The organism is Flavobacterium fontis, from assembly GCF_900129405.1.
Taxonomy (GTDB): domain Bacteria; phylum Bacteroidota; class Bacteroidia; order Flavobacteriales; family Flavobacteriaceae; genus Flavobacterium; species Flavobacterium fontis.
Window position 1 is genome coordinate 1 of sequence record NZ_FQVQ01000007.1, and the last position, 15,010, is coordinate 15,010.

At 28.2% G+C, this 15,010-nt stretch carries 17 protein-coding genes; 1 reads left to right on the forward strand and 16 read right to left on the reverse strand.

Annotation, left to right across the window (positions count from 1 at the left end):
- Positions 1-424: 424 nt before the first annotated feature.
- The gene (locus tag BUC17_RS07185) at positions 425-688 is read right to left on the reverse strand and encodes a hypothetical protein (protein ID WP_073362953.1); all 264 of its coding nucleotides are present in this window, start codon (positions 686-688) and stop codon (positions 425-427) included.
- 140 nt (positions 689-828) lie between these two features.
- On the opposite strand from BUC17_RS07185, the gene BUC17_RS07190 reads away from it, so the two are divergent.
- Complete coding sequence (locus tag BUC17_RS07190; protein WP_073362954.1) at positions 829-1,029, forward strand: type II toxin-antitoxin system ParD family antitoxin; 201 nt, start codon at positions 829-831, stop codon at positions 1,027-1,029.
- 61 nt (positions 1,030-1,090) lie between these two features.
- On the opposite strand, the gene BUC17_RS07195 is transcribed toward BUC17_RS07190, so the two are convergent.
- From BUC17_RS07195 to BUC17_RS07270, 15 genes are all read right to left on the reverse strand, one after another.
- The gene (locus BUC17_RS07195; RefSeq protein WP_143161745.1) at positions 1,091-1,828 is read right to left on the reverse strand and encodes a hypothetical protein; all 738 of its coding nucleotides are present in this window, start codon (positions 1,826-1,828) and stop codon (positions 1,091-1,093) included.
- Positions 1,829-2,037: 209 nt separating this feature from the next.
- Positions 2,038-2,658, reverse strand: coding sequence for a hypothetical protein (locus tag BUC17_RS07200; RefSeq protein WP_073362957.1), 621 nt, complete (start codon positions 2,656-2,658; stop codon positions 2,038-2,040).
- Positions 2,659-2,743: 85 nt separating this feature from the next.
- Positions 2,744-3,691, reverse strand: a complete 948-nt coding sequence (locus tag BUC17_RS07205) for a toxin-antitoxin system YwqK family antitoxin (RefSeq protein WP_073362959.1) — start codon at positions 3,689-3,691, stop codon at positions 2,744-2,746.
- Positions 3,692-4,158: 467 nt separating this feature from the next.
- Positions 4,159-4,554, reverse strand: a complete 396-nt coding sequence (locus BUC17_RS07210; RefSeq protein ID WP_073362961.1) for a hypothetical protein — start codon at positions 4,552-4,554, stop codon at positions 4,159-4,161.
- A 175-nt stretch (positions 4,555-4,729) separates the two neighbouring features.
- Positions 4,730-5,131, reverse strand: a complete 402-nt coding sequence (locus BUC17_RS14070; RefSeq protein WP_159433934.1) for a hypothetical protein — start codon at positions 5,129-5,131, stop codon at positions 4,730-4,732.
- Positions 5,132-5,866: 735 nt separating this feature from the next.
- A complete protein-coding gene (locus BUC17_RS07225; RefSeq protein WP_143161746.1) occupies positions 5,867-6,298 on the reverse strand; it encodes a hypothetical protein in 432 nt (143 codons plus the stop codon).
- 111 nt (positions 6,299-6,409) lie between these two features.
- The gene (locus BUC17_RS07230) at positions 6,410-6,709 is read right to left on the reverse strand and encodes a hypothetical protein (protein ID WP_143161747.1); all 300 of its coding nucleotides are present in this window, start codon (positions 6,707-6,709) and stop codon (positions 6,410-6,412) included.
- Between the two features lie 168 nt (positions 6,710-6,877).
- Complete coding sequence (locus BUC17_RS07235; RefSeq protein ID WP_073362969.1) at positions 6,878-7,201, reverse strand: hypothetical protein; 324 nt, start codon at positions 7,199-7,201, stop codon at positions 6,878-6,880.
- 443 nt (positions 7,202-7,644) lie between these two features.
- Positions 7,645-8,337: a hypothetical protein gene (locus BUC17_RS07240; RefSeq protein WP_073362971.1), complete on the reverse strand. Its 693-nt coding sequence runs from the start codon at positions 8,335-8,337 to the stop codon at positions 7,645-7,647.
- Between the two features lie 261 nt (positions 8,338-8,598).
- Positions 8,599-8,985, reverse strand: coding sequence for a hypothetical protein (locus BUC17_RS07245; protein WP_073362973.1), 387 nt, complete (start codon positions 8,983-8,985; stop codon positions 8,599-8,601).
- Positions 8,986-9,063: 78 nt separating this feature from the next.
- On the reverse strand, positions 9,064-9,477 hold the full coding sequence (locus tag BUC17_RS07250) for a hypothetical protein (RefSeq protein WP_143161748.1): 414 nt from the start codon (positions 9,475-9,477) through the stop codon (positions 9,064-9,066).
- A 795-nt stretch (positions 9,478-10,272) separates the two neighbouring features.
- Positions 10,273-10,533: a hypothetical protein gene (locus tag BUC17_RS07260; protein ID WP_143161749.1), complete on the reverse strand. Its 261-nt coding sequence runs from the start codon at positions 10,531-10,533 to the stop codon at positions 10,273-10,275.
- A gap of 476 nt (positions 10,534-11,009) precedes the next feature.
- Entirely contained in the window at positions 11,010-11,408 is a 399-nt protein-coding gene (locus BUC17_RS07265) for a hypothetical protein (protein WP_143161750.1), read from the reverse strand.
- Between the two features lie 110 nt (positions 11,409-11,518).
- Entirely contained in the window at positions 11,519-11,680 is a 162-nt protein-coding gene (locus tag BUC17_RS14075) for a hypothetical protein (protein ID WP_159433935.1), read from the reverse strand.
- Positions 11,681-11,940: 260 nt separating this feature from the next.
- Positions 11,941-13,308 carry a tetratricopeptide repeat protein gene (locus BUC17_RS07270; RefSeq protein ID WP_159433936.1) on the reverse strand — a complete coding sequence of 456 codons (1,368 nt, stop codon included), beginning with the start codon at positions 13,306-13,308 and terminating at the stop codon, positions 11,941-11,943.
- Positions 13,309-15,010 lie beyond the last annotated feature (1,702 nt).

The window sequence follows — 15,010 nt, forward strand, 5'->3', positions numbered from 1 at the left end:
TTTTTGCTCAAAAGTACTTTTGAGCAAAAATCTATTACTATTTTTAACAATGAAATTAATGTTTAAAAACGGTCAACTCTAATTAGGGAAGTACATAATGTACACTGTACACTGTATACTGTACACTGTATACTGTACACTCTAAAACCCGCTAGCGCGGATTTTCAATCCGTGCCAATACGTTAGAATTGGCTTTTATAGTACTCTTCAAAAATAGGTAAAACGGCATGTATTTAATTGTAGTTTTTTACTTTTTACTGGGTGGGCATGGATTGTAAATCCGCGCCTTTGGATTAATCTTTGGTCAAGTCTAAACATTTTTTAAAAACGATTAAACTCTAAGTTGAACAAATCTATCCTTGTCATTTTAGACTTAAATGCTCTTCACTTTAGTTACGCCAGTTTAAATAATTAAATATTGATATCAAATGTTAATTTTATTTATTTCTAACTTTGATCCACAAAAAGGACAATATTTTATTGCAACACTTCCTCTAATTGAAAAATTTGGTAGGTCTATTAAATTATTTTTGTCTTTAAATTTATTTATAAATAAGTATTCTTTATTCTTTTCTATTGAATTAAAAATTAATTTGAAATTAGGCTCTTCATATAAAATTTCAAAACCTTTTTCTGGATTATTAATTTTACTGATAATTGAATCACAACATTTGTTAATTTCTTTCATCTTTTTATGTATTTATTTAATTCGGATGAAATAGAAGCCTCAACCTCGCTAGCGCGGATTTATAATCCGTGCCCATACATTAGAATTGGCTTTTACAATACTCTTCAAAAATAGGTAAAACGGCATCTATTTAGATGTAGATTTTTGCTTTTTACTTTGTGGGCACGGATTGTAAATCCGCGCTATCGGGTTCCAAAGGTCGTTTCAGTAACGCAAGTGAAGTAGTTCGTGCTGGTCTTCGACTATTAGAAGAAGAAAACCGTATAATCCTTTTACGTCATGCAATTTATGGAGGAATGGAAAGTGGTCGAGCCGGTGACTTTGATCCCAAAAGCATCTAATTGATTAAATTAGAAACGTATGAAAATATAAAACGTATGTTTTTACAGTACTCAGTTTATTTTACTTTACAATATATTTTACTGCTAAAGTATCTCTTAAAATAGGGGTAACATGATCGTTAAATTTGTATTCTACGGCATATTTAATTGAATACATCCCTTTTTCATGGTTAGTATCTTCAACGGTTATTAAAGTAGAGTCATTTTGATACACCAAATAAATCTCATTATTCCTATGATTGCTTATAAATTTAATACTTCGCTTGGCGTAGGGAATGTTTGCAACTACTATTTTGTAGATCAAAACATCATCTACCTTAATTTCAGAATTAAAATAATTTATATCCCCTTTATCCTTTAGAGCTCTAAAAATGGGAAGGCCGTCATATTTAACAACAGTTTTATTAGAATATGAAATGATAAAACGAAGATTTTCTTCATAATCATAAAGCAAATATTTATTTAATTTGCCCTTTTTGTCAAACAAAGAAGTTTCTAATTTATATCCCGAATCCATTAATGAAGTTTTTTCTTTGTGGCCATTTTTCTTAAAAAAAGTTAAATACCCATGAAGTTCATTGAATTTAAACCCACCCTTAACTTTTAGGTTACCATTACCATATTTCTTTTCATAAATACCATCTATTATTGTGTCATTATTACTTATAAAATATTCAAACTTTTCAATTTCACCATTTTTATCTGTTCTCTTTAACTGTTTTCTTTTTTCTTTATTTACATCACATTGAAAAAGAAATAAATTCACAAATACTATAATTAAAAAACTATTTTTCATCATTTAAAGCGATGGATTTGAGTTATGATAATGAAGATTCTCTGGGTCATTAGGGTCAACTTCAACTTAGAAGCGGTTTTTTTTCATTGTTTCGTAAAGATTGGAGTTAGCGATTAGCCATAAGTTTATACTTTACAGGAAAAGTCTTGTTTTCTATTGCACAAATTGAAAACATTTTTTTGTTAGAACTCTCTGCACAAGCTTTTCAACAATCAATGTCTCGGAAAGGCAACATATGTGTATTCGAATTTTAAAGATTTAGTTGTCCTTCCTGATGCACTAATTTCAGATATACTTTCTATGTTATCTAAACTAGTGTAAAAAATAACAATCCTTTTAGTATCGTCTAGAATTTGATGAATTCTATTTTGCTTATCATATACAAAATTACAAGAATAAATTGTTGAAGGTCCAGTAATGGAAAAATGAGAAATTCTACCGCCATTGTCGTAGTTCATTGAATAAGCTGTCTGCAATGCTGGTTGTAAATGTTTATTTATGATTATTTTTTTTGATTGTTTCGGTATACCTTTCAGTTGCTCTGTTGCAGGGAAGTAATAAGGAAATTGAAAATTGTCCTTACAAAATTGAATATTGAATTTTGGTTTTAAACGATCAACCGAATTACCCCATGCTGTATGGTAAACAATTTTGCCTTTGGGAATACTGTCATAAACGTCATCTTGATAAACGATGACCTTATCAATAGAATTATGTTGATTTGCATCTGATTGATTTACATCTGAATGATTTGCATCCATCGCCTTTCCGCAAGAAATAGCAAGAATTCCCATAAATAAAATTAGCACTATTTTATTTGATAATCGTTTCATAAAATTACTACTACATCCAATTTACCACGCTACACATCCCGATAGCAATCGAGATAAACAGCTGAGGAGCCCACTTAAAACAACTTTATTTTTTCTTTTTTTCTTTTTTTGTTGCTTTTTTGTTTGTTGAATTTATAGGATTGATTAACACACCATCATCCCAAATTTCTTCCCTGTCTATACAGCCATTTTCGGTGTAATAAATCCATTTTCCAGTTTTTCTTATATCGTATTCTTTACCGTTTGGTTCAAATTTACTGCTGCTATATTCGCCTTCCGAGGATAGTTTGCCGTTTTCAAAATAAGTATACCATGTGCCGAATCGACTTTGTTTTATATTGTTTAAATAACGGAAAAAACCGTACTCTTTGGGAATATAAAAATTTGAAAATGTGACCACTAACTCTTCATTTTTAGTAATAAAATAGCGAAGCTTTTCTATATAATTCTTTTCGTTAAATTCTAAATCTACATATCTATCGTTTCCTAAGTTATAGGTTTGACTACCCGTTAATTTAGTTTCTTTAAACTCATTATGAACATAAATTTTACTATAATCAAAACTTATTGAATCTGGTTTTGCCACGGTTAATACTTTACAAAGCAAATTTTCTCTATTATATATTGTCGAGATTAATAAATTATCGTATTTTTTTGACTTCAAATAGATATGCATTCTAAAATAAATTTCAGAATTATTCATGTTCCAATTTCTTATAATTAAAGAATCTTTAAAAAATCGAAACTTATCACTATAAGTTTCGGCATAAATTAATTTTTGCTTTTGCTTTGTACTACAAACACTATCATATTCAACAAATAACTCTTGCCCATGATATGGCATAGTCATGTATTGTTTTTTATAAACAAAACTTTTAATAATTTTTGGATTACAATTAAAGTATTCCGTTTTTAAGGTATCCTTATTTATTAATTTAATTTGGGAAAAGGAGTAATTAAATAAAAAAATAAAGCCTAAAATTTTAATCCTTTGGCACATAATCATTGTCTTTGTTATAGTGTTATTTTTCATCGGGAGTTGTATCTCTGTTGCGCATCCCCATAGCAATCGGGAACAGACTTTGCACTACTTTTCCAGTGTTACATAAAGATAGGAATTAGCGATTAGCCATTAGTCAAAACAGTCGTTTATTTTTGTATTACCCTGCTACCTCGCTAGCGCGAATTTATAATCCGGGCCATCGGAGTGTAGGGTATTTTCTAACCTTTTTATCATAAGTCACTACGGGTTATACCCTACAAGAAATAAGGAATAAACAAAGTCCAAAATAGATAGGAAGTTTAATTTTCATTTTTACTACAGCCTCATTTTACTAATTACAATCGCTAATTTTTCCAGAGGGTAAACTATTAAATTTTAAAGATAAAAATTGTAAATAGTTTTACAGGAATTCAAATAGAAATTTTAAAACAAAAGAGTTATCCGTTATTTTAAAATTTTGTAAACGACAAATCATAAATTCCTAACGAAGTTTACTTTTAAAGATTTTCAAATGAAAAAGAATTTATTTCGGCATCACTGAACGATTTACTACTAACGTTGGTGTTCATTTCTAAAACAATCTCAATTTTTTCAAATGCTAACCAAAACTCTTGACCTTTACCCCTATTTTCTTTAAATGTATCCCCTATACATTCTCTATTTTCTTTGGGTATTTTTCTACTTTCATCATAAGAATACGTTAATGATTGTAACGAATAAATCAGTAAACAATGGCTTAAAAAACTACATTTTGGTATTGAAAGAACATTTACTTGTATCTCTTCAATAGTCTGAATATTGTACACATACACAAAGAGTTGATTATTTCGCAATACTACTTGTTCCAATATAGCCTCTGCAAAATTGAATGGGCTGTTCTTATAAAAGGTCATATTTGATTATTTTTAATAAAAGCTACTCTATAGTCCAAAGTCACTAGACTTAGAGTCACTTTTCCATTGTTTCATAAAGATAGGAATTAGCTTTCAGCAATTAGCCAAAACATAAATTTGAATATTTTGTTTTGTATTGCGAAAATTAGTACAATTTCTTGCCATAACAATGAATTTATTCAATGAAATAGGTATTACTAATACTACAATTTAATATAAAAATAAAGGTTGCCTTTTGATTTAAATCCTTGTACAAATCACAATACAAATCCACATAAAATTTCTTATTTATCTGTTTAACATCACCAGTTTTTTTATATACTGTGTTAATTTGTTCTGTTAAAAAAGTATTTGTAAACATATAAAAATAGGATACAAAATCTTTGACTGAACTCTGCCAAATGAAACCTTTAAAAGTTATGGGTTCAACAAGTATTCTGTCCTTTGATGTTGTTGAGAATGTTCGATTCTCACATCCACTCATTTGATGAATTTCATTTACAATTGTACTATCAAAAACTTTTAATAATAAATGCTTTTGATTTAATCTAGGTACATAATGATACCAATTCCCCATTTCTTGTAGCCCTTCAATACCTTTTCTTTTGTATATCCGTTTAATTTTTGATTGATTGTTTTAAATGGTATAAAAATTATGTTACTATTTTGTTGTGTAAGTGTAGTATCATTAATTTTTTGGGTTGTTATAATCTGTAAAAAATAGCCTTTGTCATTAATTAATTGACTAAAACATAAATTAGTAAAAAATATAAAAAATAAGATTCTCATTTTACTATTCCTTTGGTACCATTTCTTTATTTGCTCCTTCCTCTCTTTCAAGACCTGTTGTGCAAAGTGGCCAACTTAGCGCTACTTTTCCATTGTTTCGTAAAGATAGGAATTAGCCGTTAGCTTTCAGCAATCAGCAATTTGCCAATCCTGAAGTTAGCATTTTTGTATTAGTCTAAGTCAGGAGACTTTGGACAACTTAATTGAATTCAATGAACTCCATTCACCTTTTATTTCATCGTCTTTCTCTTGCCTTTGGAAGCCATATCGATACTCATCGGTGCTGCCGTGGCGGTTGGGTACTAGACTTCCGAAAAAATTACAAGGAAATAGGTTGTAAAAGTTGAATTTATTTTAAAAAAAAATATAAAAGAACGTAGTAAAAAGATAATAAAAACTTCAATTTTTCGGATTGTGATTTTATGTAGTTTTAGCTCTTTTTTTGGACCCGAAAGGATTCGGACGGGAGCGGGTGAGATTGAAAAAGAGCATAAAAAATTGGAGAGGTTTCAAAAATGTAAAATTAAATAAAATCAATAGATCTAATGTAATATTTTATTAATTCAATTCCTCTATCCATCCAATATATGTATAAGAAATATCCGTTATAGTCATTTTCAGAAGATGTTTCTTTTAGATTTAAAAAGTTTAAAATATTTTTTTTTCTAATATTTTTCAAATCATTTAAAGTTTCATTTTTTAATTTTACTAATTTCATTTTATATGCCGAATCATTTTTGATAGTAGACACTTTTTTATCAAATTCTTTGCAAATACTATCCAAAGAATATTCTCTTTTGTTACAAATTGCGTTAAGATAGTTGTTTAAATCACTTTGATTGCAATTAAAGCATTCATTTTCTATTTTTTGCTCAAGAATATTTAATGGGTCTGATTGAGCTTTTGAAATAGAAAAAATAAAAAAAATGCCTAAGGTCAATAAACTTTTCATCATGTTATTTATGGATTACTTTTGTTGATATATGGTGACTCTTGTTTATAACCCCGCTAGCGCGAATTTATAATCCGGGCCATCGGAGTGGGGAATTCGCATTTTAAGTTTAAACTAATTAATCCAAAAATCATATTTTTTTACAATTCTTATAAGGTCAGAATACAATAAAAAAATATCTTTCCATTTTTTTGTACTGCCTATAGAATCTTCTATAAATCTTTCTCTTTCAAACCAAACTTTTTCCTCTTTCTTTATTTTTCTTTCATTTTTTAATCCCAACTCTATAAGAGAAACAGCTATTTCAATTGCATTTATATCAAATATAAAAGCAGTGGACTCAAAATTATTCTCAATCCTGAATGTATAAATTCTCTTTCGTATTGTGAATATGATTTCTTCTATATTTTCCATTTTTTTAATTAACTTCAAGTTATTTAACAGGTTCAAAGGTTGCATTAACCTTTAGGTAATTTGAAAATATTTGTTCTCTGAGCACGGTTTGAAAATCCGTGTCTTTGGGGGAAGTTTAATTTTTTTGGGGAACTTACGAGAATAAAAACAAGTTTGTCATCTAATTATTTAAAGAAAATTAAATTCTATAAGTTTAATTGCTTTTTTCATACCCTTTATCAAACCAACATAATTTTTTGTTTTTAATATAAAAATGGGTTTATTATAAAAATCATCTTTGAACACTATAATCTTAAAAAAACCATTTTCAAAACTATTATCATGAGAAATCCAACCTATATCAATATAGACATCTTCGAAAATATATTTTGCTAAAAACATATCTTCATACAACAGGCTATTTTTAAATTGATTTTCTAAAGTTAAATTTAAATCTGTAAAATCATTTTTTAAAACAATAAATTTATCTAAACATATTTTTTTATTTATCATTTCTTATTTGGTTAATTTTTGTGCCGTGCTTCAGTTATGGTTTATACTTGTACTTCATTGGTCGCTTCAATATATTCCATTCTCATGTATTTTGTTTTTCCTTTAAACAGCATCTATGGCACCACTCCAGCATAGATTTACTTCGTCGGTTCGGCAAATGCTTCGAGCAACATCGGTGTCCTATCAATATACATACCTATATAGTAGTTCTCAAAAATAAGGAAAACGACGTCTAATTTGAAGTAGATTTTACTTTTTACTTTGTGAGCATCGATTATACCTGAGGCTCTAGCTGAACAGAGAAAGGAAATCCGGGCTATCGGGGTCAATCATGGTAAGCTCTCCTTTAAAACAAACAATTTATCTACTGATGCCGCTATAGATGTTTGAAAATAAAAGAAAAATCGTAAAATAAATGGAATAAAAACTAGTATTTAACTCTTTTAACCCCCAATCTTAACATCTTTTAAATCTTTTATTATATCATTGTACATAGGAAACTGTAAAATTGCATGTGGATGTTCCTCAACGACTAAATTTTCATAATGAATGTAAACTCTATTGTTTAAATCTTCAAAATGTTCAGGTGCTACAATGTAAACTAATCGAAGTAAAACAAACAAATCTTCACTTTCATGAAAATGAAACTTATGATCTTTGTTAGAAATTATAGGCAAAGCTTCATGCTGATATAGACTTTCTAAAGTCAGAAATTTATTGAAAAATACATTTTCTGTTTTAATTAATTCACTTTCAAAAAAAAGATAATCAACCTCAAATTCATGACAATTTACTAAAAAGTGAAATTGATTTGTAAATCCCAACTTTCCACCGCCTTCAAAAATTGAAGCTCTAGAGTTAAAATCGGCATTACTTAATGCTGTATATCTTTTAAACCAATTATGGAGAACATCAAATTTTCTATAGTAATAGGGAATTATTTCATTTGAAACCTCTTTCCTGTCTAAATCAAAGCTCAAATAGGTATTTAGCTCTATTTTATAATAACCATCATTTACGCGCTGTTTTAATGTTTTATAATTTTTAGAAAATTCATATCTCTCTAAGCTAGATTTTACCTTTAATCTATTAGATAAAATTTCTAATAATTCTTTTGATTTGATATGGTTATGCATACAATTTTTTTATGTTATTACTGATTACACACATTTATAACACATGCCAATACACTGAAATTGCCTTTACAATAATTCTTAAAAGTAAAGAAAACCATATTCAATTTGAAGTAGATTTTACTTTTTACTTTGTGAGCATCGATTATACCTGAGGCTCTAGCTGAGCAGAGAAAGGAAATCCGGGCAATTGAACTATTTAAAGCAGCTGTCTTCAAAACTTATTGTATAGCTCAAAAAAAATAAACTGAAAAAAATTATAAATCATTTTTTTCTAGATTTTAAAAAACAGAGTATCCCTATAAACAAAATCATCACTCCCGAAATTGTATCGCTAAAAAAATTCTTATATTCACTTTCAAAATATATCGTTTGTTCATCAGGGCTTAAAATAACTTCAATAGCATCTTTTTCTAAATAATCACAAAAATTTGGCCCTACTTTATTTATATAAACCCTTCCCTTAAACTCCAACTTTATAAAAGTATTTCTAGTATTTATTGAATTACAATCAAACGGCTTCTCAATAACATTCATAACAACTTTTCTACCCTTTTCAAATTCATTTTTTTCCTCAATACTAGATACTATGCCCAGAATTCCAATTATTGATACAATTATTGAAGCAATATGTAAATAATTTATTTTCATTGTAAGCAACTTTAGCTTCTCCTATTTACGGGTTTGTGAATTGTAAAAGAATTTAAAAATGTAAAAACTCAAAAAAAACTACAGTAATCTTTCGGCTACGGTTGGCATTTTTTTTAGTTTAAAATATCCATTTCGTGAACGAAGCTCAAGAATTGTAAAATTGTCTAAATCTGTTTTAACGTTCATAATAAATGACCCTCTGATTTTTTTATTTACAGATTCAATTTGGATAATGGTTGAATCATTTTTGGGTGAAATTTTGATCAATGCATTTTCTGCCTCATGAGTTTCAGTTCTCGGTATAACCAAAAAATGGGAATTATTACCTTTTTCAAAAGTTAATGTGTTTACATAAAATTCTTTAGTAATGTCTTGATTTTTGTAAACTATTTTTTCAATCAACCAAATGCCTTCAATTCGTTTAAAATTTTTTTCCTCATCCGAAGTGCAGGAATACAATATAAACAAAAGTAAAAAAAGTATATATTTCATAATTAGGCTACTCTTTTTGGATTTGACTCCGTTCACTTCCCGATTGCTAGCAGAACCGGACGATGCCACCAATATCCGTTGTTTCGTAAAGATAGGAATTAGCGATTAGCTTTCAGCGATTAGCCATTAGCCAAAACAGTCGTTTTTTGTATTACTTAAGGTCAGGAGACTTTGGACAACTTAATTGAATTCAATGAACTCCATACACCTTTAATCTCGTTATCTTTCTCTTGCCCTTGGAATCCGTAACGATAATCATCGGAGCTTTTATGGCGGTTGGGTACTAGACTTCCGAAAAAATTACAAGAAAATAGGTTGTAAAATTTGAATTTATTCTTCAAAATATTAAAAAGAACGTTTTGTAATATTAATAACGTATCAATTAAGTTAAGCCGATTAGTCAACGTATTTTGATATATTAATTTTAATTAATAGACGAAATTTAAGTTTTGTCTAATAAAATCCTGATTTATGAAATATAAAGTTTGAATTTTTAAAATTTTGAACTCATAACTTTTATTATCATTTATATTATTTTTTAAAAGGTTAATGTTGAATAAGATTTTTCTCCTATTTCTGTAGTCAATAGATATGTCATTTATAATATGATCAAACTTTTCATTTTCAATTTTATGTATTAGGTTTTTATGTTCAATAAATTTTTTTGTGAGAATTTTTTCCTCGAAACATTTATTAAAAATAAAAGTATTTTGATTTTCAACAGTTTCCTTAATTATCATAAGACTTTGATCATTTATAAATTTATTTTTATTGCAAGAAGTCATTATTAAGAAACTAAAAAGTACCATCAGGTTTAAGAGGACCAATTTTACCTTCATTATTTGCTTCAATATTAAATCTATTGTTGACATAATTATTTTTTGATTTTTTATTTCCAAAATTACTTTTCATCCTATCAACAAATCCAAAAAAAATTAATTCTAAATCATTATCCCTAATATCAGTAACACCTTTATCTGGATTATGTCTAAGGTAAGAACTTCTATGATTTCCTGACATCATTATATTAGGACTGTTCTCATCTCTGCTGCGCAACGTCTCCTGACTTTGAGTCCCATTTCACTTTTACTCCACTGCAAAATGTTGCCCAACATAGCGCCACATATCCAGTGTTTCGTAAAGATAGGAATTAGCGATTGGCTTTCGGCGATTAGCCATTAGTGAAACTAATGTTAGCATTTTTGTGTTAGTCTAAGTCGGGAGACTTTGGACAACTTAATTGAATTCAATGAACTCCATTCACCTTTAATCTCTTAATCTTTCTCTTGCCCTTGGAGGCCATATCGATAATCATCGGTACTTTTATGTCGGTTGGGCACAAGACTTCCGAAAGTAGCACGAGAAAACAGGTTCTACAAGCCGAACTTTTACTACATAAATATTTAAAAGAACGTAGTGAAAATATAAAAAAAATTACAACTTTTTGGATTGTGATTTTATGTAGTTTTACCTTTTAATTTTTCCACGCGAAGAGATTCGCGCGGGAGCATGGGATTTTTATGACAATTTTTTCAAAATATTGTCCTTGTTTTCAATTGATATTCCTCTAAAAACTCTTTTGGTATAAATTCTTTTCTATCAACAGTTATCTCAAAACCTTTTAAGATTATTATAATATTTTCTTCAACTAATTCCTTTTTTTTTGCAAAAATTGTAAAATGAGAATTAGCATAAATAGTATCTATTACTCTACCTTTTTTATATATAAAAGCATTAGTAAAATTAGGAAAAGTATAGGATTCATTAATCTTTACTTTTTTTAAGCTTTTAATAAAAATATTAATCTTCCTTTTGTCAAATGTTATAATTGTATCTAAAAAAGGACCATTTAAAGTATCCCAAATACTCATCTTACACATACAGGGTTCGTATTCAACATCTGTAGGTGTTCCTCCCGGAATATAAATCATTTTTAAATAATTTTTACTAGAACAACTAGACCCGAGAATTATTAACAAAATTAATAAAACACATAATTTAATGCCCCTAAAAGATTTATAAGTATACATACAATTATTCATTAACCACCTTTATATACATCTGGATTTTCAATAGGCTCTAAATCTGTTGAGCCCTTAGTTTCAACATCGACACCAACATGGTCGTAAGGATTTGGAGCTCCAAACACTTTGTTGATTTGAAACATTATTTTGTCTATCACAAAAAGTTCTTCTTCACTCATTGCCTTTCTACCATTAAATACCCCACTAGCGCGGATTTACAATCCGTACCAATACATTAATTGGCTTTTATAGTACTCTTCAAAAATAGGTAAAACGGCATGTATTTAATTGTAGTTTTTTACTTTATACTGGGTGGGCAAGGATTGTAAATCCGCGCCTTCGGGTTTTTATTTTTTACCACGCGAAAGGATTGACTGCGTCGAATTTCATTTCGCGCGGTAGCGGGGGATCTGGTATTAATCATTAAACACCTTGCTCGCTATTTAATTTCTAAGCCATATTTATTTTTTAACAACTTGAATACTTTTGTTGGAATTATTACAGTAGAATTAATAGTACCATTCTCTTTGTTAAAATCAATTCTTATTTCAGTTTTTTTTACCTTATGATTTTCAATAAATGTGAAATTTAAATTATTATCTAAAGATTTTACATTATTTGATTTCAAATAACTTTCAAATCCATTATAATCCTCTTTTAATAAATAATATCCAAATTTTAAATGATTAATTTGTACAACATTTTCTTTATCAATATCTTCAGTATTTAATGCTAGATTCAAATATTTTAATACTTCCTCATATTGTCCATTTCTCAATAACACATTTGCTTTGAAATAATAAGGATTAAAAGTATTTGGTTTTAATCTTAATTTTTTATCTAAATACACTATTCCTTTGTCTATATCTCCACAAAAAAATAATGAACTGTATAATACGTCAAGTAAAATTTCTTCATTTTTCTTATCACATTCTATAAGCTTAAAACTGTTTTGAATAACCTCATTATATAATCTATTTTCAAATTCGTATTGCAAAATCTTTAGATAATACTCTAAATTACATTTGTTTAATTCAATAATTTTCTTGTAATCATTATATGCTTTTGATTTTTCACCTTTTAATTCATACAACATTGCCCTGCTAGCAATATGTTCTGAATTATAATCAAGTATAATTATTTGATTTATAATATTTATTGCAGAGTTAATATCATTATCATTGTGATAGCAACTTGCTAAATATGTTAATAACAAGATATTGTTTTTATTGTTTTCTAGCCCTTTTAATAGCTCCTCTTTAGCTTCTTCACTATTATTTTTAAAAACATATAAAATTCTTGCTAAATCAATTATAGCGTTTACATCTTTTGGATTCAATTTAATTGATTCGCGATAGTAAAATATTGATTTATCATACTCTTTTGTTATAAAATATCTTTGCCCTAATCGTATTAACATTTCATTTGATTCAAATTTTTTAGCATCAACATATTTTGTTAATATTTCAGTACCCATTTTAGGTTCTTTTATACAATCTGATAAGTCACAAAAATACGATACTGTTTCATCACATAATCTATTATCTCTTTTAATTAGCTTTTCTAATGTTTCAAAAGCGCTATTACAATCAGAATTAAAATATTGTATTTTAATTTTTTGTAATAAGTAATCTCTATTTAAGCTGTCAGAATCTAAAGCTTTATCTATTTCAATTAATGCTTTTTCATAATTCTCATTTTTAAGAAACTGTTTTGAATTTTCAAAATACTTATTTGAATCAATTTGGGCAAATACATTTGGAAAAGAGAATATATATATTAATATCAACAATTTTCTATTTTTCATGATTATTTTATAATAATTTTTAGCTAAATCAAAAACACTTTTAACTTTAGAAGCGGATATTTTCCCGCTAGCGCGGATTTTCAATCCGTGCCCATACATTAGAATTGGCTTTTATAGTACGCCTCAAAAATAGGTAAATCTGCATTTGTTTAAATGTGTTTTTTTGCTTCTTATATGGTGAGCTCGGATTGCATTCGAGGTTTTAGCCGAACAGACGAAGTAAATCCAGGCCATCGGGTTAAATTATCCATTTAGCCTAAAATAAATCCTGGAAATAGAAACCATCTCAAAACTGAAAAAAAACAATTACTAATTGGATAGTCAAGATTCCTTTAGTGAATTTATTATTGTTTCTATAATTAAATAAAAAAAATAAAATTGATAATATTAATAACAATGTAGCTGAAATATTTTTAAATAATAGTTTATCTTCCATAAAATAATATAAATCATTTTTATGTTCAAATGGGATTTTGTTGTCAGAATATATCACTTCATTTACAAAATAAAAAAAACCTGTATGAAAATATATTGCACAAAAGGTAAGTGCAAAGGATAATATGTAAATAGTCAAAGTTTTAATATTAAGGTGTTTCATTTTTTAATTTTATTTTAACTTTCATGTAATAACCTTTAGGCTTTGGCATCATTTCCGGAGTAACTCCTTCATATCCCATGAGTTTCATGCCCAAAGCCATCTATCAGCAGCACTCAGTACATTTCCAACGAAATCATATTTATCTTCTAAATTACCTGCATTGTTTTCTTTTTATAAAAAGGAATAATAACCTAAACAACATTACTATTAATATAAACAAGGAGAGTATTACTAAATAAAAACAAATTGAATAGACCAAAATACCCAAATCATTATAAATTTTATAATGATGAATAATTTTCGTCAAAATCCAACATAAAAAAATGACTACTAGAGTAATGATTATTATGTTTATTGAGAGTTTTATTTTTTTATTAATCATTTCTGTTTTTTGGAAATAAATACATTAAATCTTCTGAAAAACTTTCATCTTTTTCTTCCGCTTCAATAGTGTTTGTATAGTCATTGTAATCATATTCTTTAACTATTGCATTTGCTGATTTAACTTCTGGACTTCCTCATGCAAAATGTACTGCTTGAAGAACATTATTCCATTGCTGTTGTTGCAAGGATCTTGCTCCCACCACATCCTGCTGCGCAAAGTCTCCTGACTTTGAGCCCCGTTTCACTTTTACTCCACTGCAAAATGTTGCCCAACTTAGAGCCACTTTTTCATTGTTTCGTAAAGATAGGAATTAGCGATTAGCAATTAGCCAATCCTGAAGTTAGCATTTTGTGTTAGTCAAAGTCGGGAGACTTTGGACAGCTTAATTGAATTCAATGAACTCCATTCACCTTTATTTCTTAATCTCTCTCTTGCCCTTGGAAGCCGTATCGATAATCATCGGTACTTTTATGTCGATTGGGTACAAGACTTCCGAAAGTAGCACGAGAAAACAGGTTCTATATGCTGAACTTATACTATTAATTTTGTTTAAGAACGTAGAGTAAACTTACTAAATACTTCAACTCAAAACGTTGTAGTTTTATGAAGTATTAGCTTTTTATTTTTCTTCGAAATGAGATTGGCTTCGTCGAATTTCATTTCGCGCGGGAGCTGGGAAATGATTTTATTAGAACTAACAGGGAAATAATACTAACATT